Raw genomic sequence first — 18,263 nt, 5'->3', positions numbered from 1 at the left:
GATTGAAATATCAGCCCATATGCATCCCAGCCGCTCGTTCCAGGGGTTGATCCTGACCTTGCACAATTACTGGGCGGCCTATGGTTGCGTCATTCTCCAGCCCTACGACATGGAGGTCGGCGCCGGCACGTTTCATCCGGCAACCACGCTGCGCGCGCTCGGGCCGCGTCGCTGGAACGCAGCCTATGTCCAGCCCTCGCGCCGTCCCAAGGACGGCCGCTACGGCGAGAACCCGAACCGGCTGCAGCACTATTACCAGTACCAGGTGATCCTGAAGCCGAACCCGCCGAACCTGCAGGAGCTTTATCTCGGCTCGCTGGCGGCAATCGGCGTCGATCCGCTGCTGCACGACATCCGCTTTGTCGAGGACGATTGGGAAAGCCCGACGCTGGGCGCCTGGGGGCTGGGCTGGGAGTGCTGGTGCGACGGCATGGAAGTCTCGCAATTCACCTATTTCCAGCAGGTCTGCGGCATCGAATGCGCGCCGGTGGCGGGCGAACTGACCTACGGGCTGGAGCGGCTGGCCATGTATGTGCAGGGCGTCGACAACATCTACGACCTCAATTTCAACGGCCGCGAGGGCGCCGACAAGGTGACCTATGGCGACGTCTTCCTGCAGGCCGAGCAGGAATATTCGCGCCACAATTTCGAATATGCCAACACGGCGATGCTGCTCAGGCATTTCGAGGATGCCGAAGCCGAGTGCAAGGCGCTGCTCGATGCCGGTGCGCCGGCGTCGAACGACAATCTGCCGATGCACAAGATGGTCTTCCCGGCCTACGACCAGTGCATCAAGGCCAGCCATGTCTTCAACCTGCTCGACGCGCGTGGCGTGATTTCCGTCACCGAGCGGCAGGGCTACATCCTGCGGGTGCGCAATCTGGCGAAGGCCTGCGGCGAGGCGTTTTTGAAGACGCAGGCGGGTGGATTGGCGGCCTGAGCTTCAGGCGGACCTTATCATCTCAAGAGAAGCGTTGATCGGCGACAGGATCTGGCCGCTCTGCCCCGCCATCGTCCGCAGCGCCTGCCGCACGCCTGGCATCGAGAAGGCGCCGTGGACCTGCGCGGTGAAGCAGGCGCTGAGCGCGAGGATCTGCAAAAGTCTGGATGCCGTTTTCATCGTCGTTCAGCCAATAGGTTCCTGCCTGAGCGTGTGTCGCTTCAGCGCTGCGTTCGGTTCATGGAAATCTTTGATCCAAGGACGGGCTGGATCGCCTCGTCCCGACAGGGCGGCCAAAATTTCTGGAAATCAGCCGAAGTCGGCGATAGCCGTGTTGAAAGGGTGACAGCGGCCAGCCGAGTTGCTATGCCCTCTTTACCTCCCCCTGGATGGGGGAGGTCGCCGCGAAGCGGCGGGTGGGGGTGCTAGCGCGGCTTTCCATGCCAAAACTCGACCGGTTTAAGCTGCAGTCCGCGCAACGGCTTCGTGCGGCAATGACCGACGAGGAGCGCATCTTGTGGCGGCATCTGTGGCGCATTCCAGTCGAAGGCACTCATCTCCGCAGGCAAGCGTCGGTCGGTATCTACTTCCCTGATTTCATCTCACATAGGCTGAAGCTGATCATCGAGGTGGACGGTGCCCATCACAGCTTCGATGACCAGCAGCGCCATGACGAGCGTCGAACAGAATGGTTTGAGAGCCAGGGTTATCGCGTCATCCGCTTCTGGAACTATGAAATCAAAAACGAACTGGATTCCGTGCTCGATACGATTTATGCGGCGGTGGAAGAACGAAAATCCCACCTTGGCCCGCAAGACGCCGAAGGCGCTTGAGACTGAGACGCCGCCACCCCACCCCGGCGCTAACGCGCCGACCCTCCCCATCAAGGGGAGGGTGAGGAGCTAACTATGCCTGACCTGCTTCTAGAACTCCGCTCGGAAGAGATTCCCGCCCAGCCGCGCGACCGCAGCGCCGGCGGCGCGAGGACGCGCAAACAGGAAAATGGCATGCGGGCGGAGACACTCTGATGCCGGATTTGTTGCTCGAACTTCGCTCCGAGGAAATCCCCGCTCGCATGCAGCGCAAGGCGGCGGGTGATCTGAGGAAGATGCTGACCGACGGTCTGGTCGAGGCGGGTCTGACCTATGAGGCGGCGCGCGAGTACTGGACGCCGCGGCGTCTGACGCTCGATATCAGGGGGCTGACCGCGCGTTCGAAGGATATAAGTGAAGAGATCAAGGGGCCGTCGACATCAGCGCCTGAACAGGCGGTCCAGGGGTTCCTGCGCAAGGCCGGCCTGTCTTCGGTCGCCGAGGCGCACGTCCATTCCGACCCGAAGAAGGGCGACTTCTATGTCGCCCACATTTCGAAGCCTGGCAGGGCGGCCGAAGCGATCATCGCCGGACTGGTGCCTGATATCATCCGCAATTTCCCCTGGCCGAAGTCGATGCGCTGGGGGCCGGCTTCGGCCAAGCCCGGCTCGCTGCGCTGGGTGCGGCCGCTACAATCGATCCTGTGCACTTTCGGCCCAGAGACCGAGGAGCCTGTCGTGGTCGATTTCGAGATCGACGGCATCCGCTCCGGCAACATCACCTATGGCCACCGCTTTCTCGCGCCGGGCGAAATCACCGTGCGTCGCTTCGACGACTATGTGAGCAAGCTGGAAGCGGCAAAGGTCGTGCTCGACGCCGACCGGCGCAAGGAGATCATCCTCGCCGACGCCCGCAATCTTGCTTTCGCCAACGGGCTCGACATGGTCGAGGACGAAGGCTTGCTGGAAGAGGTGTCCGGGCTGCTCGAATGGCCTGTCGTGCTGATGGGCGAGTTCGAGCAGGCGTTCCTCGCCATTCCGGCCGAGGTGATCCGGCTGACCATCCGCGCCAACCAGAAGTGCTTTGTCACGCGCCCGCAAGGCGAGGGCGAGGCGCTGTCCAACCGCTTCATCCTTACCGCCAACATCGAAGCCAAGGACGGCGGCAAGGAGATTGCCCACGGCAACGGCAAGGTGGTGCGCGCCCGCCTGTCCGACGCGCTCTATTTCTGGACGACCGACCAGGGCGATCTGCCGGATCTCGGCCAACTCGAGGCATCGGCTGAAAAGTTCGGGCTCGATCTGAAAAAGCCGCTCGACCAGCGCATGGCCCGGCTCGACCATCTCGACGTCACCTTCCATGCCAAGCTCGGCACGCAGGGCCAGCGGGTGGAGCGGATTGCCCGGCTTGCCGAGGAACTGGCCCCGATCGTCGGTGCGGATCCCGCGCTGGCGCGTCGCGCCGCGGTTCTCGCCAAGGCCGATCTCACCACTGAAGTCGTCGGCGAGTTCCCGGAATTACAGGGCGCCATGGGCCGCAAATATGCGTTGCTCCAGGGCGAGCACCTGTCCGTGGCCGCAGCCATCGAGGAACATTACAAGCCGCAAGGCCCGTCCGACTATGTGCCGAGCGATCCTGTGTCGGTCGCGGTCGCCCTTGCCGATAAGCTCGATACGCTGGTCGGCTTCTGGGCTATCGACGAAAAGCCGACGGGGTCGAAGGATCCGTATGCGCTGCGGAGGGCTGCGCTAGGGGCGATCAGGATTGTGGTCGAGAATTCTCTGAACGTTGAGCTTACCGGCGTCTTCTACGCACAGCGCGACTTCGAAATATCAAAAGAAGCTGACGCGATACGTGGGCGAATTGTTGCCGGCGTGTTGTCTTCCCGTGAGGCTGCTGCGGAACATTTGGCCGAAACCGAAATCTTGACGCATTTGGGGAAAGACGAATACCTGCATCTCTACACGCTCTTAGAGGCTGCAGAGAAAGCCAACCGGATTTCCCCTCTCGAAGAAGCAGATGCCCTCAAGATCGCCGATGCATATGTCAGCAGATACACGGCCGTCGAATACCAGGCCAACATGTCTTTGTTTGATGATTTACGGTCGTTCTTCCACGACCGCCTGAAAGTCTACCTCCGCGATCGAGGCGCCCGCCACGATCTCATCGATGCCGTCATCACGCCGCAGTCCGACAATCTCCTGCAGATCGTCCGTCGCGTGGAAGCGCTCGGCTCCTTCCTCGATACTGAGGACGGCAAGAACCTGCTCGCCGGCACCAAGCGCGCGGCCAACATCCTGGCTGCCGAAGAGAAGAAGAAAACAGCGGTCGCCGAAACCGTTGAGCCGGCATTGTTCAAGGAGAATGCCGAGAAATCGCTGTTTGCCGCGGTGAATCAGGCCGAGAAGCAAGCCGGCGAAGCGATTCAAAACGAAGACTTTTCCGCCGCCATGCTGGCGCTTAGCGCGTTGCGCGAACCCGTTGATTCATTCTTTGAAGCTGTTCTCGTGAATGATGAAGACCTGGCGGTGCGGGCCAACCGTCTGGCGCTTCTCACGCGCATCCGCGCAGCCACAGGTCAGGTCGCGGATTTCTCGAAAATCGCCGGCTGAGCGCCTGAGAAAAATATCTGCGAGCCGGCCGTTCGAGCCGGCTTACAGTCATATGACGATGATCTCTCCGTGGCAAAAGGGACATGTTCCCCAACCCAACGGAGGCTTCCATGAATTCCGATCACGAAATCGAAGTGACTGAAGAAACCTCGGCTCCTGTCGAGGCGCTTGAATCCGCTTCCGAAACCGCCCTCGATCATGCCGCCGCTGCCACGGTCGAAGCTGCCGATCACTCTGACGACGAGGATGGCGACGAAGAAGAAGGCGACGACGAAGACGGCGAAGAGTCCGACGAAGACGACGCTGAAGCCGCCACGCTCTCGGGCGACGAAGACGAAGATGAGGACAAAGACGACGCCGATGACGCTGTGAAGGCGGAAGGCAACGACGGCGAAGAAGAATCCGAAGACGGCGAGTCCGAAGAAGACGACGACAAGGAAGAAGCGGCCTGAAATTTCAATCCGGTTCTGTCGAGAAGAGAGGGCGGCGCATCAGCGCCGCCCCTTTTTCGGTCTTCCCAAATGCCGATTGATCAGTTCTCCAGGATGCTGATGCGTACGCTGTTCTCGTAGACATCGACCTGGATCAGCGGTTCGCCATTGACGATGGCGCGCTTGGTCGAAGAACTCATCGCGCCGGGACGCTCCAGCATGCGCTGCAGATCGGCGCGCGCGTCGTTGGTCGTGAACCAGGCATCGCCCTGGTCGTCGCTGTCGCGGCGATGGAACTTGTGCCAGTTGGCGCGATCCTGCCGCACCATCTGCGCGGCGCTGTCCAGCGCATAGCCGTCGCTCGCCTGATGATCGCGCTCGGAAATACGCGCGACATAGGACCCCAGCATGTCATCGGCTTGCGCCGCACTGGCGCCCAGCAGCGACGCCAGCAGAAGCCCGGCCACGGTAACGGTCTTGGATATTCTCATGATCAACCCCCTTTGAACGACGAAACCCGTCTGCCAGAGCCGCCCCTTTGCCTGAAACGCTTGGCCAAATTCAGGCGGCAGCGTTGAGCGGCCAGATAGGCCAGGACGAGCTCGCGCGACAATGGTGCGCCGGGCGCCGTCAAGCTGTCAACGATCCGGCCAGTCCGCCAGTTTGCGCGCCGCTATTTGACCTTGCCGACCCCGGGAACGGGCGCGGTCGATGCAGGTGCCGGCGCGGTCGGCTTCTTCTGTGCGTTCGGCGTCGGAGCGGCCGAGGCGGTCGCCTTGGCGGGCGCCGCGGCGGTGGTCGCGGCCGGTGCCTTGCCTTGTGTCGGTGTCGAGAAGTCGCCGCCGACGACGCCGCCACGAATGATCATCGGGCCTGGCATGAAACTGTGCCGTGCCTCAGGCGCGTTGGGGATTGCCGACACCTTTTCATAAGCGACGTCGGGCTCGCCAAGCGCAACGACGGACATCACATCGCTTGCCTTGATGTCGGCTGCCTTCAGCATGAGGATGGAGGGCGTCGCGGCCGGCGGGCCGGGAAAGACCAGCGACGAGGCCTGAGCACTACCGCTCAAAGCCGCCAGGGTGATCCCCAGCAAGATACGCACAGACACGATCACCACTCCCCTTTGCCCAAGCTCTTGTGGTAGCGGACCGGAATTGATGCCGGCTTTCGCGGAAACATAGCATTTTAGGGATTGATAAATCGCCAAGGCCCTTTCTTGCCGAACAGTCGGCTTGCTCAACAGCCGCCATCGTACTACGCAGCCGCTATCTGCGAGGTGACGAGAGTGGCTGAGATACTTGCCGTCGGCGAGGCGTTGGAGCGGGCGCTGGCGCTGCTCGAAAGCGGCGATGTCGTCGCCATCCCGACGGAGACCGTTTACGGACTTGCCGGCGACGCCACCAACGGCATCGGCGTGGCGCGCATTTTCGAGGCCAAGGGACGGCCGCGCTTCAACCCGCTGATCGCCCATGTCGCCGACATGGACATGGCCGAGCGCATCGCTGTGTTCGATCCGCTGTCGAGGAAACTGGCATTGGCTTTCTGGCCGGGTCCGCTGACCCTGGTGCTGCCGCAGCGGTCCGGCAATGGCATCCATCCGCTGGTCACGGCCGGGCTCGACACGATCGCCTTGCGCATGCCGAGGGGCTTTGGCGGCGACCTCATCGCAAAACTCGGCCGGCCCCTTGCCGCGCCCAGCGCCAATTCCTCCGGCAAGATCAGCGCGACGACGGCGCAAGCGGTAGCGAACGATCTCGGCGCCCGCATCAAGCTTGTGGTCGATGGCGGCGCGACGCCGGTCGGGCTGGAATCGACCATCGTCAAGGCCGAAGGCGAAGGACTGCGCCTGCTTCGGCCCGGCGGCGTTGCCGCCGAGGAGATCGAGGCGGCCATCGGCATGGCTCTGTTGCGCGGCGGTGCAGCCGGCGTCGAGGCGCCGGGTATGCTTGCCTCGCACTATGCGCCGGGTGCTGCGATGCGGCTCAACGCCGGAACGGTTGGCAAGGACGAAGCGCTGCTCGGCTTCGGCGGCCAGCGGGCTGAAGGCTGGCACCATGCGGCTGCCTTCCGCAATTTGTCGGTATCTGGCGATCTGCGCGAAGCGGCAAGCAATCTTTTCGCCTATATGCAGGATCTCGATCGCAGTGGCGCGCGCACCATTGCGGTCGAGAAAATTCCCTTCGACGGGCTCGGCGAAGCCATCAACGACCGGCTCTCGCGCGCCGCCGCCCCTCGTGACAACGCACAGCCCACAACATAGTTTTCCCACATGACCGAAGCTGCAAAGACACTCGATCCCGCCCTCATCGACCGCTTCGCGGCCATCGTCGGGGACAAATACGCGCTGCGCGATGAGCAGGACATCGCGCCTTACCTCATTGAGCGGCGCGGGCTCTGGCACGGCGTGACGTCGCTGGTGCTGCGGCCGGGCAGCGTCGACGAGGTCAGCCGGATCATGCGGCTGGCGACCGAGACGGGGACGCCCATCGTGCCGCAAAGCGGCAACACCGGTCTGGTCGGCGCCCAGGTTCCGGACGGGTCCGGCCGCGAGATCATCCTGTCCTTGTCGCGGCTGAACCGCATCCGCGAGATCGACGTCCTGTCCAACACGGTGACGGTCGAGGCCGGCGTCATCCTGCAGACGCTGCAGGAGGCGGCTGATGCCGCCGACCGGCTGTTTCCGCTGTCGCTCGCCGCGCAAGGCTCCTGCCAGATCGGCGGCAACCTCTCCTCCAACGCCGGCGGCACGGGCGTGCTTGCCTATGGCAATGCGCGCGAACTCTGCCTCGGCGTCGAGGTGGTGCTGCCGACGGGCGAGGTGTTCGACGATCTGCGCAAGCTGAAGAAGGACAACACCGGCTACGATTTGAAGAACCTGTTCGTCGGCGCCGAAGGCACGCTCGGCATCATCACCGCCGCCGTGCTCAAACTGTTCCCGAAGCCGAAGGGGCGCGAGGTCGCGTTTGTCGGCCTGTCGTCGCCCGAGGCGGCACTATCGCTGTTCAGCCTGGCGACGGATCGTGCCGGCGCTTCGCTCACGGCCTTCGAACTGATCGGCAAGAGACCTTACGATTTCACGCTCAAACATGGTCAAGGTGTCGTGAGGCCGCTGGCCGATGACTGGCCCTGGTATGTCTTGATGCAGGTTTCCTCGGGCCGCTCGGAAGCCGACGGCCGGGCGCTGATCGAGGAGGTGCTGGCGGATGGTCTCGAGCAAGGCATCGTTGGCGATGCGGTGGTCGCAGCAAGCCTCGCCCAGGGCGACGCTTTCTGGAATTTCCGCGAGACGCTACCCGAATGCCAGAAGCCGGAGGGCGCTTCGATCAAGCACGACATTTCGGTGCCGATCGCATCGATACCGCGCTTTATCGAAGAGGCGGCCGGCGCGGTGGCGTCAGTCAGTGCCGGCGCCCGCGTGGTCTGCTTCGGCCATATGGGCGATGGCAATCTCCACTATAACATCTCGAGGCCCGTCGATGGCGATGACGAGGCGTTTCTCGCCCTTTACCACCCCATGAACAAGGCCGTGCACGATGTCGTGCGGTCCTTCCATGGATCGATCTCGGCCGAGCACGGCATCGGCCAGTTGAAGCGCGACGAATTGATCGCCACGGCGCCGCCGATGGCGATCGATCTGATGCGCCGGGTGAAAGTCGCCTTCGATCCGGCCGGCATCATGAATCCCGGTAAGGTTATCTGATCCTTTCAACATCTTGTGGTCGGTGGCATTCCGATAACCATCCCTGAGATCAGCAAAATTTAACCGACTTTCTTAAGCGCGGCGGTAAGGAGCCCGCGCTACTGTTTCCCCATAACGAGGCCGGGAAAACTGGCCCGGAGAGAACCGGACACCGGCTCTCAGGAGACAGACAGGAAGGCACTCTATGAACACTGGACTGAAGCCAGTCTGGGCGGGACGCAACATGCGCCTCGACCCATTCCGCCTGCCGCAGGTGGTTAGCTACGCCACGCGCGACGACTATGGCGACGTGACGTTCACCATCGACCACCGCGGCGCCGTGATCCGCCGCCTGCTCGAGATGAGCGGCGTGCCGGCGATCATCGCACTGCCCGCCAATGCGTTCCGCGGCGTTGCCGCCCGCGCGATGGAGGATCCGGAAGGCAATGTCACGGTGACCCTGGAACTCCTGCACAATGATCCGATGCTGTCGGTGCCGCTGCTGGTGGCCGACGATCTCGAAGACGTTGCCGCCGACTGGCGCGCCTGGGCTGATGCCTACCGCCTGCCGATGCTGTTGATCGAATCGGACGGCGTCGCCCGCACCCTGGAAGAATCGCTCGGCGCCGCCATCAAGACACTGCCGCCGCAGGATCGCCGCAAGGGTCGCGTCTCGACCATGCGCCGCCCGCGCTTCCTCGCCCGCCGCAGGGCCGGCAACCTCGGTCTCAGGCTGGTCATCGACGGCCAGGAGATCATTTCAAGAGACTAGCCTTCTTCTCCCCGTCACTATACGGGGAGAAGTGCCCGGCAGGGCGATGAGGGGCAGCGCCGACCTAAGTGTTTGGCCACCTTAAGACTAATTGAGTGTGCGGTGGTTCGCCGCTGAACCTCTCGCCTCGCCTCCAAGGTCGGCGCTGCCCCTCATCCGGCTGCCGCCACCTTCTCCCCGTATAGTGACGGGGAGAAGGTGGCTAGACCAGCGGCTTCAGCGCCACCCACAATGCGCCGCCGATCAGGCCGAGGAAGATCAGCCAGCCGACCTGGTTGTTCGACCGGAACAGCCGCAGGCATTGGTCGGGATCGTTGATATCCAGAACCGCGATCTGCCGGGCCATATGGGCGCCGGCGGCGATCAATCCGGCGAGCGCCACCACCGGTGCCTGCGCCGATGCGAAGGCGATGGCGAAGCAGATCAGCGTGCCGCCATAAAGCCCTGCCAGCCACGCCTTGGTGTTGTCGCCGAACAGCCGCGCCGTCGAGCGCACGCCGACAATGGCGTCGTCCTCCTTGTCCTGATGCGCATAGATCGTGTCGTAACCGATCACCCACAGGATCGAACCGATATAAAGCATGATGGCAGGGCCATCGAGGTCGCCGAACTCGACCGCCCATCCCATCAGCGCGCCCCAAGAAAAGGCAAGACCGAGAAACAGTTGCGGCCAGTTGGTTATCCGCTTCATGAACGGGTAGATGGCGACGATCGCCAGCGAGCAGATGCCGAGCAGAATGGCGAAGCTGTTGAACTGCAGGAGCACCGCCAGGCCGACCAGGGCCTGCAGCACAAGGAACAGCCAGGCCCGCCGGCGCGTGGTCTGGCCCGACGGCAGTGGGCGCGAGCGGGTGCGTTCGACCTGGTTGTCGATGCCCTCGTCGACGATGTCGTTGTAGGTGCAGCCGGCGCCGCGCATGGCGATGGCGCCGACCAGGAACAGCACGAGATACCATGGCGCCGGCAGCAGCGAGAGCAGCGGATCGCCGGGGCGCGGATAGGCGCTCGCGGCGAGTGCGGCCGACCACCAGCACGGCCACAAAAGCAATTGCCAGCCGATCGGCCTGTCCCATCGCGCAAGCTGCGCATAGGGCCAGATCGAGCGTGGCAGCACGCGATAGACCCAATGGCCGTTCGGCGCATCGGCAACACGGCCCTGGGCGGCTTTCGACTGGATCGGTTCCATGCCCATGGAGTGGCAGCAGCCGCGGAAACCGTCAAGCGGCAAGCGAATGACGGGCGACCGTCAGTTCGTCAGGAGGTGAAGATGTCGCGCTTGGAAAACCAGTCTTTCGCCGTCTCGACGAATGCCAGTGCCGCGTTCGACACGCGTTGATGCGTGTCATAGGTGAGGATGATCCGTTGCATCGGCAGCGGGTCCGACAATGGCTTGCAGATCAGCGGCAGGCCGTCATAGCTGCGGTCGCCATGCGGGCGGGTGTAGCTGACCGCGACGCCAAAACCATTCGCCACCATGCTGCGCTGGAGTTCGAACGAACTTGTCGCCCTGTCGGCCACCGGCGAGAGGTCGCGGCTGCGGAACAGGTCCAGCATGTGCTGCCAGCTCTGCGGCTGGTCCGTCGTGATCAGCGGATAGGCGGCCAGGTCGGCCAGGCTGACCTCGGGGCGATCCGCCAGTGCATGACCTGCCGGCAACAGTGCATGCGGCCGCAACTCATGCAGCAGGATGCGGGCGAAATGCGAGGGCAGGCCGAGATCGTAACTAAGGCCGAGATCGATGGCGGCATCGCTGAGGCGCCGCCCGAGCGTCTCGAATGTCTCGTCGCGAACGATGACGGCAACGCTTGGATGGCGTTCGGAGAAAGCGCGGATGAGACCCGGCGCGAAGTAGGGCGCCAGATCCTCGAAACACCCAAGCACCAGCTCGCCGCCGACAGCCGAATTGCCCGAACCGAGACTCACCAGTTCGTCCGTTTCGGCAAGAACCTGTTTTGCTTTCGCCACGACGACACGGCCGAAGGAGGTCAGCGAAACGCCGCTCCCGCGCTGGCGCACGAACAGCTTCTGGCCGAAATCCTTTTCGATCGAGTCGATCGCCACCGAAATCGAGGGCTGCGAAATGTTCAGCGCCCTGGCCGCACCGGTGACGCTGCCGTGGCGGGCGACAGCGACCAGATAACGCAACTGCGTGAGGGTCAGGCTCATAGCTTTATTCTATGTGTCAGATGAGAAGTTATTATTTTACTGAATGAATTGATGTTGCGATAGTCGGTTCATTCCAAGAGGAGAACGCCATGGCTTCCCAAACTGCTACCCGTGCAATCAAAACCGACATCATCGATGCGGATACAATCGCCGACTACCAGCGTGACGGCGCGGTTTGCATCCGCGGCGCCTTCAAGGGCTGGGTCGACACGATCGCCGCCGGCATCGAGCGCAACATGCAGAACCGCAGCGCCACCGCATCGGACATTGCCAATGGCCGTGGCAGTTTCTTCGACGACTACTGCAACTGGGAGCGCATCCCGGAATTCGTCCAAGTGGTGCGTGAATCGCCGGCGGCTGAACTTGCGGCGGCGGTGATGCAGTCACGCACCGCGCAGTTCTTCCACGATCACGTGCTGGTCAAGGAACCCGGCACGCAGAAGCCGACGCCCTGGCATCAGGACATCCCCTATTATTTCGTCGATGGCCAGCAGACGGTCAGCTTCTGGATCCCCATCGACCCGGTGAAGGAGGCGACGCTGCGCCTGATCGCCGGCTCGCACAAATGGGACAAGATGATCCTGCCGGTACGCTGGCTCGACGACAGCAATTTTTACGCCGGCGACGGCGACTATCTGCCGGTGCCCGATCCCGACAACGATCCGTCGATGAAGGTTCTCGAATGGGAGATGGAGCCGGGTGATGCCATCCTGTTCGACTTCCGCACCGCGCATGGCGCGCGCGGCAACCCGACCGCGGCACGGCGCCGGGCGCTGTCGCTGCGCTGGGTCGGTGACGATGCCCATTATGTCGAGCGGCCGGGCCGTACATCGCCGCCCTATAATGGCCATGGAATGCAGCCGGGCCAGAAATTGCGCGAGGACTGGTTCCCGGTGGTCTTTCCCGCCTAAATCGAGTTGCCAGAAAATCGGCGGCGGACACCGCCGCCGATTTTCGGCAGGGATAACGTTCCCGTGCGCAATTTCGATCAAAACACCCTGATGCCTTGACCCGTCGCCCGGAGAGCAATAGCGGGTGCTGCAAGAGACTGTTTCGAAATTCGCTCTGGCGAGTCATATGGTGGTGGTTTCGAGAACCGTAGCGCAGCGGACATTTGGAACGTGAGCAACGGAAGCGCAGAAAACGCCATCAGATGGCCGCCAGAGCAGAATTTCGGCATCAAGAGGTGGCCATGAACGTTCTTCTTCTAGGCTCCGGCGGCCGCGAACATGCGCTTGCCTGGAAGATTGCCGCCTCGCCACTGCTGACCAAGCTTTACGCGGCCCCCGGCAATCCGGGCATAGCCAGCGAAGCCGAGCTGGTGAAGCTGGACATTGCGGATCACCCAGCCGTCGCCGCATTCTGCCGGGAGAAGAAAATCGACCTCGTCGTGGTCGGTCCGGAAGGGCCGCTCGTCGCCGGTATTGCAGACGATCTGCGTGCCGAAAATATTCGCGTCTTCGGGCCTTCCAAGGCTGCGGCACGGCTGGAGGGGTCGAAGGGTTTCACCAAGGATCTCTGCGCCCGGTACAACATCCCAACCGCCGCCTATGGCCGTTTCGGCGATCTGACCTCGGCGAAAGCCTATGTCGAAAAGACGGGCGCGCCGATCGTCATCAAGGCCGATGGGCTCGCCGCCGGCAAAGGCGTCACCGTCGCCATGACGCTGGACGAGGCGCGGGCAGCTCTCGATGCCTGTTTCGAGGGCTCCTTCGGGGCCGCCGGCGCGGAAGTGGTGGTCGAGGAATTCATGACCGGCGAGGAAGCGAGCTTCTTCTGCCTCTGCGACGGCACCACGGCACTTCCCTTCGGCACCGCGCAGGACCACAAGCGCGTCGGCGATGGCGATGTCGGCCCCAACACCGGCGGCATGGGCGCCTATTCGCCGGCCCCGGTAATGACGCCGGAAATGATCGAGCGCACCATGCGCGAAATCATCGAGCCAACCATGCGCGGCATGGCCGATCTTGGCGCGCCTTTCGCCGGCATTCTGTTCGCCGGGCTGATGTTCACGGACAAGGGGCCAAAGCTGATCGAATACAACACCCGTTTCGGCGATCCGGAATGCCAGGTGCTGATGATGCGCCTCAAGGATGATCTGCTGGTCCTGCTCAACGCGGCAACCGACGGCCAGCTAGCGCATATGTCGGTGCGTTGGCGCAACGAGGCGGCACTCACCGTGGTGATGGCGGCGAGGGGCTATCCCGGCACACCGGAAAAGGGCTCGGTCATCCGTGGCGTCGAGGATGCGGCGGGCGACGGCGTCCAGATCTTCCATGCCGGTACGGCCATCAACGGCGGCGCGCTGGTCGCCAATGGCGGCCGCGTCCTCAATGTGACCGCGACCGGCGCCACGGTCGGTGAGGCGCAGGCGCGAGCCTATGCCGCGCTCGACCGGATCGACTGGCCCGACGGATTCTGCCGCCGCGACATCGGCTGGCAGGCCGTGGCGCGCGAGCGGGCGAGCTAGCAGCCCTACTGCTGGCCGCGATCGATTTCGGTCGAAGCGGTGCTGAGCGGATCGGCCGCGGCAAAGGCGGCGTCGAGCTGCTCCGGGGAACGCTGTTCGGTCCGCTTCCAGGCGACATATTGCGCGATACCGAAGCTCGGCTGCCGCGGCACCGTCTTCACGACCGGCATGCGGAACCCGTCGCTGAATTTCGACCAGCGCGAACCGAGCACCGCGACCATTTCCTCAAACGTCGGCGGCGTTGCCACATCGGCATAGATGATGGTCGCCCTGCCGGCCAGTGCTGCTTCCCGCGAGACCGGCACCGGCACGCTGGCAAGATAGTCGGATGGCACGTCGATCAGCCCGCCAAAGGGCCATTGCTGGCGCAGCGTGGCGGCATCCGTCGGCGCGACGTTGACGTCGATATTGTTGGGTGTGCCGGCTACCCTGTAGGGGCAACGGAAGCGGCCGCAATTGGCCTGCGCCGAGAATTGCCAGAGCGCATAGCCTTGCCAGTTGCCCATCGGAAAATGCACGTCGATGTCGGGCTTGTAGCGCGCGTACCAGAGCGGCAGCCGTGACAGGAGCCGGTATTTGTAGCGGTTGTCGGCGATGTATTGGGCCGTCTTGCCGTTGGTGTAGAGCACCGGGAAGCGGCCGATGCGTCGATGCACCTGGCGCACGAACTCCTCGGCGTCGTCGAGCGACATCCATTGCGAGGGATCGATGCCCTCGATGTCGAGAGCCATGAGATCGTCCGGCGCGGGATCGGCAAAATCGAGGAAATTGTTGGCCTGCTCGACCGGATTGCCGGGGCGGGCGAGATGATAGGCGCCCCATTTCATGCCGAGCGCCTTGGCGACAACCCTGCGCGTCTGGAACAGCTCACGTGTCACCGCATGGCGCTTCCACAACGCCTTGCAGAGCTTCACGTCCGTATCGCTGCCGAAGCAGAAATAGGGCGGCGGCATGCCGTCGGAGGCCTTGTTGATGAAAGCGACGATGCGCTTGTCGGTGGCCAGCTGCGCCCAGTCGATGGAATTGTACTCGTAGGCGTCGACGGCCAGAGCGCGGTCGGCACTCTTCCACGGTTCGGAGAAATCCGAAGCCTGTGCCGCCATCGACAGCGCCACAGTCGCCGCGAAAGCCAGAGGCGTCAGTGCGTGTCGCCAGAAAATGTACAGAGGTTTTAGAGAAGCGGCATGCGTAAGGAAAAAGGGTTTGACGAGCGTTGGCACAGCGCTCTTTGAACGGCGGTGGAAACGCCTTGGCAATTTCAAAACAGGGAATCCCCGTTGATCAAAGGCAAATCCTGAACCGTCATGGTTAAGGAATGCTTCTCGATGCTGGGGCACCCTGTGCCAGGTTAGAACACACCGCCAATCCCAATTCCGCCACTGATGTCGGGAGGGGGGGCGGCGGGACGCGACGATGGCGAACGTGAGGGCGTGGAGGTCTTTCGGCTCGCCGCCCCCTTTTTGCGCAGCGGAGCGGCGTCCGACGCGACCTTCGCCGGCTTCACCTTCACGATGACCGGATCTTTGCAGACACGGCCGGAGTGCAAAAAGAGATCGCTCAGAAGTTCAACCGTTGGCTCGGTCGCCGACAAAGCCCGCTTGGTGTTCTTGTAATAGTTGTTGAGAGCTTGGACCGAGCGCTTGCCCCAATCACCATCGACCGTCATGCGATAGCAGCCCAAGCGGCGCAATTCCGTCTGAATGCTGCGTGCGAGATCGGTCGCTTTCGCAGGGCCCGGCTCACCGGCGGACGTGCCGACGATCAATGTTTCAAGACCGGAAACCACGCTTTGCCGGGCTCCTTCAAGGCTGGCAAGCCGCGTACCTGCCGGTTCCGGTGAAGGGCCGGGTGGGACTGAAATCTCGGCCGATCGCAATGTTTGTCCTACGATAAGCACGGCGGTCTGTAGGTCGTTGGAAGCAAGCTCGACCTGCAGTTTTTTCTTGGCGGCCGGGTCCGACAGAATGCGAGACAGGCTAGCGCTCAACTGAGCCGGGTCGAGCTCTTGTTGCTCGGTGAAATAGAACTGCTCACGAAGGTTCGACTGGTCCCATGGAACCTGACGACCTGCGGTGAGTGCCTCGGTCTCGTTGCGAACGCGGATCATCATATCCGAGATGCTGAGCCCGGGAATCTCAACGTTCCTCAACAGGGCTGTGGTGAAGGGGCTGTTGTCTCCCGAGCCATCGGCCGTGATGTTGCCTGGCTGGGTCGCGAAGGCAACAAACGTGTTTTCGCCCACTTCGACCTGGGCAAGGCCATCCATGACGCTGGCGCCTTTGCCGACCGGGTTGTTCCGGCAAGCGTCAAGAAAAATAAACGTCTGCCTTTCCCGGTTGGAAAACTTTGCGATCACGTCGTTTAGCTTGACCGCGCCCGCGGTCAGTTTTTCCAGGGTTTCGGGATCGGGTGTATCGACGGGCAGGAGATAATTCTCTCCCTGCAACTGAACGCCGTGACCGGCGTAGAAGATCACCACAGCGCTGGCGGTTGCGAGTTTGCTGTCGGCCCTGTCAAAGAGCTTGGCAAACCCGTCCGACGAAAGGTCGAGCCCCGTCAGCACGTCGAAATTCAGCCTTTTCAGACTTTCGGAGAGTTGTGTGGCGTCGTTGACCGCATTGGTCAAATGTTGAAGGCGGGCGCTTTGGTAGTGCGAATTGCCAATGACGATGGCAAGCCGCTTGCTTGGCTTTGACGCAAGCACGTCCTCTACCGCGGCTTGGGCACCCATCGAACCGAAAAACACGACCAGCAGAACTGCAGCAAAGTGCCGGAAGAAACTGTAGGTCATGTCACGGACTCGTTTCAGCTGCGACAACGTTCGCGCCGTCGAAGTGTCCGTCCGGCTGATGCGCCGCCCCCCCTCAGACGCCGGAACCCCGTATCTCCGAAGACCACTGAATTTTACACCACAAACCGCCTCAAAAAAAGGGCGAGGGTCTCGCGACCCGCGTTTGATCGGCCGAGCGGGGCGGCGCGAACCATCGTCTTACACGTGCTTCAAAAGGCTCGCTTGGCAAGGACCCCGGCCGCGCCGGCATGCGGAAGCCGATTCGACGCTCGAAACCTATCTTCCCAGGGTATAACCTGTTATAATCATCATAGTGCAGTCGCAGTATGTTGAGCGCGCACGCTGAAGCCGGACGGATATTTTGAATATCGTCGGCGAATTGCATCCCTGATTATTATTGTCTTTCTTGTAATAAAGAGGGGAAATGACAATGACAGCAAAGAAATGGTATTTTGAACGGGTCAACGCGATTGCGCTCTCGATCGGTGCCATGTTTATTCTCGTACCTTCGAAGGCAGCCGCCTGCATCTTCGTCGGTGACGGAATTACTCTGTCAGGGCAGTGCTATCTCAACGGCATAGCCAATGGCGCGGTTGTCGACACGTCCCTGGATGCGCTTCTGGGCGTTGTCGATGACGCAATCGCGTCAGATGTCGGCCTTGCGAACGGGCCCCCGCAAGCCCTGTCGACGCCGTTCGGCGTCTTCGCTTCGGGCCAGTTGGCGCACACGGAGCACGACGGCTTCACGATTTCACGGGGACCGATCGTGACCACCGGACCGGACTTCGACGTTGACGAATTTTCCGCTGCGGTCAGCGTGGACTTCAACGCTGCAAAGCATTTCGGTTTCGACAATGAGCACGGACTAAATCTGGGCCTGTTTGGCGGTTATGCATCGGCCAAGGTAGGCGCCAGTGCGCTCGGTTTTTTTCCCCCTAACGGCGAAGCCACCAACAGAAGCGGCATGTTCGGCGGTTATGGGCTCTATCGTCGCGGCACCAGCTATGTGCTTGTGGCGGCATCGGCTTTCCTCGGTAACACGGATGTCGAAAGCACAGGCCTCGGCTCGGGCACGTATGACACGAAAGGCTACGCCGTAACGGGGTCGATCGGCCACATCTTCAACCTGAGCGATCGGGTGCGCTTCGATCTGCGTGGTGGATTGCTTGGTGTTGGTTTCACCGGCGACGAATACACGGACAGCTCTGGCGTTTCGTACGGAAAAAGCCGCTTGTCATTTGGCGCGATCAAGTTCGAACCTGGAGTTTATGCCGACTATCAACTCGGAAACGGTATGGTGATCAGCCCTTATGCACGGGCTGAACTGCAGCAGCGTTTCGGTTATTCAAATACCGCGAGCGTATCCGGTATCGAGAGTAACTTCGAAGATGCGGACTTCTCGGCAGCGGTATCGGCAGGCTTCAATCTGAAAATGTCCCAATCGACCACCATCAGCAGTGAGATTCGGGGCAAGTGGTCCCAAGACAGTTCAACCGTCAGTGGCAAGCTGGGCGTAAAGATCGCCTTCTGAACATAGACGACAGGATGTTCATTTCCGTCGCCGGCAACGCAAGATGCTCGGCGGGC

The 18,263-nt window shown here is 62.2% G+C and carries 17 protein-coding genes; 10 read left to right on the top strand and 7 right to left on the bottom strand.

Annotation, left to right across the window (positions count from 1 at the left end):
• Positions 1–19 precede the first annotated feature (19 nt).
• Positions 20–940, top strand: a complete 921-nt coding sequence (locus DBIPINDM_RS06605) for a glycine--tRNA ligase subunit alpha (protein WP_258589207.1) — start codon at positions 20–22, stop codon at positions 938–940.
• A gap of 3 nt (positions 941–943) precedes the next feature.
• Here the strand turns inward: DBIPINDM_RS06605 and DBIPINDM_RS06600 are convergent, their stop codons facing one another.
• Positions 944–1,120 (bottom strand): hypothetical protein, encoded by a 177-nt coding sequence (locus tag DBIPINDM_RS06600; RefSeq protein ID WP_258584976.1) that lies wholly within the window; start codon positions 1,118–1,120, stop codon positions 944–946.
• A gap of 260 nt (positions 1,121–1,380) precedes the next feature.
• Between DBIPINDM_RS06600 and DBIPINDM_RS06595 the strand changes: the two genes are divergently transcribed.
• The 3 genes from DBIPINDM_RS06595 (at position 1,381) to DBIPINDM_RS06585 (ending at position 4,816) form a co-directional block, all read left to right on the top strand.
• On the top strand, positions 1,381–1,773 hold the full coding sequence (locus DBIPINDM_RS06595) for an endonuclease domain-containing protein (RefSeq protein WP_258584975.1): 393 nt from the start codon (positions 1,381–1,383) through the stop codon (positions 1,771–1,773).
• 194 nt (positions 1,774–1,967) lie between these two features.
• Complete coding sequence (gene glyS, locus DBIPINDM_RS06590) at positions 1,968–4,364, top strand: glycine--tRNA ligase subunit beta (protein WP_258584974.1); 2,397 nt, start codon at positions 1,968–1,970, stop codon at positions 4,362–4,364.
• Positions 4,365–4,474: 110 nt separating this feature from the next.
• Positions 4,475–4,816: an ATPase gene (locus DBIPINDM_RS06585; RefSeq protein WP_258584973.1), complete on the top strand. Its 342-nt coding sequence runs from the start codon at positions 4,475–4,477 to the stop codon at positions 4,814–4,816.
• Positions 4,817–4,896: 80 nt separating this feature from the next.
• Here the strand turns inward: DBIPINDM_RS06585 and DBIPINDM_RS06580 are convergent, their stop codons facing one another.
• Together DBIPINDM_RS06580 and DBIPINDM_RS06575 are read right to left on the bottom strand one after the other, a co-directional pair.
• Positions 4,897–5,286: a hypothetical protein gene (locus DBIPINDM_RS06580; RefSeq protein WP_258584972.1), complete on the bottom strand. Its 390-nt coding sequence runs from the start codon at positions 5,284–5,286 to the stop codon at positions 4,897–4,899.
• A gap of 182 nt (positions 5,287–5,468) precedes the next feature.
• Positions 5,469–5,906, bottom strand: a complete 438-nt coding sequence (locus DBIPINDM_RS06575) for a hypothetical protein (RefSeq protein ID WP_258584971.1) — start codon at positions 5,904–5,906, stop codon at positions 5,469–5,471.
• A 177-nt stretch (positions 5,907–6,083) separates the two neighbouring features.
• On the opposite strand from DBIPINDM_RS06575, the gene DBIPINDM_RS06570 reads away from it, so the two are divergent.
• The 3 genes from DBIPINDM_RS06570 to DBIPINDM_RS06560 all read left to right on the top strand — a co-directional run bounded on the left by DBIPINDM_RS06570 (position 6,084) and on the right by DBIPINDM_RS06560 (position 9,249).
• Positions 6,084–7,058 (top strand): L-threonylcarbamoyladenylate synthase, encoded by a 975-nt coding sequence (locus tag DBIPINDM_RS06570; RefSeq protein ID WP_258584970.1) that lies wholly within the window; start codon positions 6,084–6,086, stop codon positions 7,056–7,058.
• 9 nt (positions 7,059–7,067) lie between these two features.
• Positions 7,068–8,498, top strand: coding sequence for an FAD-binding oxidoreductase (locus tag DBIPINDM_RS06565; RefSeq protein WP_258584969.1), 1,431 nt, complete (start codon positions 7,068–7,070; stop codon positions 8,496–8,498).
• Positions 8,499–8,682: 184 nt separating this feature from the next.
• Positions 8,683–9,249: a DUF6101 family protein gene (locus DBIPINDM_RS06560; RefSeq protein ID WP_258584968.1), complete on the top strand. Its 567-nt coding sequence runs from the start codon at positions 8,683–8,685 to the stop codon at positions 9,247–9,249.
• A gap of 202 nt (positions 9,250–9,451) precedes the next feature.
• Here DBIPINDM_RS06560 and ubiA read toward each other — a convergent pair whose 3' ends face one another.
• Both ubiA and DBIPINDM_RS06550 read right to left on the bottom strand, forming a co-directional pair.
• Positions 9,452–10,435, bottom strand: a complete 984-nt coding sequence (ubiA, locus tag DBIPINDM_RS06555) for a 4-hydroxybenzoate octaprenyltransferase (protein WP_258589206.1) — start codon at positions 10,433–10,435, stop codon at positions 9,452–9,454.
• Between the two features lie 68 nt (positions 10,436–10,503).
• The gene (locus DBIPINDM_RS06550; RefSeq protein ID WP_258584967.1) at positions 10,504–11,415 is read right to left on the bottom strand and encodes a LysR family transcriptional regulator; all 912 of its coding nucleotides are present in this window, start codon (positions 11,413–11,415) and stop codon (positions 10,504–10,506) included.
• Positions 11,416–11,504: 89 nt separating this feature from the next.
• On the opposite strand from DBIPINDM_RS06550, the gene DBIPINDM_RS06545 reads away from it, so the two are divergent.
• The gene (locus tag DBIPINDM_RS06545; RefSeq protein WP_258584966.1) at positions 11,505–12,326 is read left to right on the top strand and encodes a phytanoyl-CoA dioxygenase family protein; all 822 of its coding nucleotides are present in this window, start codon (positions 11,505–11,507) and stop codon (positions 12,324–12,326) included.
• Positions 12,327–12,607: 281 nt separating this feature from the next.
• Positions 12,608–13,885 carry a phosphoribosylamine--glycine ligase gene (gene purD, locus DBIPINDM_RS06540; protein WP_258584965.1) on the top strand — a complete coding sequence of 426 codons (1,278 nt, stop codon included), beginning with the start codon at positions 12,608–12,610 and terminating at the stop codon, positions 13,883–13,885.
• 5 nt (positions 13,886–13,890) lie between these two features.
• Here purD and DBIPINDM_RS06535 read toward each other — a convergent pair whose 3' ends face one another.
• Positions 13,891–14,988, bottom strand: a complete 1,098-nt coding sequence (locus DBIPINDM_RS06535; protein WP_258584964.1) for a glycoside hydrolase family 25 protein — start codon at positions 14,986–14,988, stop codon at positions 13,891–13,893.
• A gap of 245 nt (positions 14,989–15,233) precedes the next feature.
• Positions 15,234–16,676, bottom strand: coding sequence for a caspase family protein (locus DBIPINDM_RS06530; RefSeq protein ID WP_258584963.1), 1,443 nt, complete (start codon positions 16,674–16,676; stop codon positions 15,234–15,236).
• A 430-nt stretch (positions 16,677–17,106) separates the two neighbouring features.
• Here DBIPINDM_RS06530 and DBIPINDM_RS06525 point away from each other — a divergent pair, with 430 nt between their 5' ends.
• Positions 17,107–18,207, top strand: a complete 1,101-nt coding sequence (locus tag DBIPINDM_RS06525) for an autotransporter domain-containing protein (protein ID WP_258584962.1) — start codon at positions 17,107–17,109, stop codon at positions 18,205–18,207.
• Positions 18,208–18,263 lie beyond the last annotated feature (56 nt).

Origin of the sequence: Mesorhizobium sp. AR02 (assembly GCF_024746835.1) — a bacterium.
Taxonomy (GTDB): domain Bacteria; phylum Pseudomonadota; class Alphaproteobacteria; order Rhizobiales; family Rhizobiaceae; genus Mesorhizobium.
Note: the sequence above shows the minus strand (reverse complement) of the source record. Positions and strands in the feature narration are given on the sequence as shown.

Bases quoted from the DNA above. Each gene is read 5' to 3' on its own strand.
- DBIPINDM_RS06605 (WP_258589207.1), top strand. From the start codon at position 20: ATGCATCCCAGCCGCTCGTTCCAGGGGTTGATCCTGACCTTGCACAAT.
- DBIPINDM_RS06600 (WP_258584976.1), bottom strand. From the start codon at position 1,120: ATGAAAACGGCATCCAGACTTTTGCAGATCCTCGCGCTCAGCGCCTGC.
- DBIPINDM_RS06595 (WP_258584975.1), top strand. From the start codon at position 1,381: ATGCCAAAACTCGACCGGTTTAAGCTGCAGTCCGCGCAACGGCTTCGT.
- glyS (WP_258584974.1), top strand. From the start codon at position 1,968: ATGCCGGATTTGTTGCTCGAACTTCGCTCCGAGGAAATCCCCGCTCGC.
- DBIPINDM_RS06585 (WP_258584973.1), top strand. From the start codon at position 4,475: ATGAATTCCGATCACGAAATCGAAGTGACTGAAGAAACCTCGGCTCCT.
- DBIPINDM_RS06580 (WP_258584972.1), bottom strand. From the start codon at position 5,286: ATGAGAATATCCAAGACCGTTACCGTGGCCGGGCTTCTGCTGGCGTCG.
- DBIPINDM_RS06565 (WP_258584969.1), top strand. From the start codon at position 7,068: ATGACCGAAGCTGCAAAGACACTCGATCCCGCCCTCATCGACCGCTTC.
- DBIPINDM_RS06560 (WP_258584968.1), top strand. From the start codon at position 8,683: ATGAACACTGGACTGAAGCCAGTCTGGGCGGGACGCAACATGCGCCTC.
- ubiA (WP_258589206.1), bottom strand. From the start codon at position 10,435: ATGGAACCGATCCAGTCGAAAGCCGCCCAGGGCCGTGTTGCCGATGCG.
- DBIPINDM_RS06550 (WP_258584967.1), bottom strand. From the start codon at position 11,415: ATGAGCCTGACCCTCACGCAGTTGCGTTATCTGGTCGCTGTCGCCCGC.
- DBIPINDM_RS06545 (WP_258584966.1), top strand. From the start codon at position 11,505: ATGGCTTCCCAAACTGCTACCCGTGCAATCAAAACCGACATCATCGAT.
- purD (WP_258584965.1), top strand. From the start codon at position 12,608: ATGAACGTTCTTCTTCTAGGCTCCGGCGGCCGCGAACATGCGCTTGCC.
- DBIPINDM_RS06535 (WP_258584964.1), bottom strand. From the start codon at position 14,988: ATGGCGGCACAGGCTTCGGATTTCTCCGAACCGTGGAAGAGTGCCGAC.
- DBIPINDM_RS06530 (WP_258584963.1), bottom strand. From the start codon at position 16,676: ATGACCTACAGTTTCTTCCGGCACTTTGCTGCAGTTCTGCTGGTCGTG.
- DBIPINDM_RS06525 (WP_258584962.1), top strand. From the start codon at position 17,107: ATGACAGCAAAGAAATGGTATTTTGAACGGGTCAACGCGATTGCGCTC.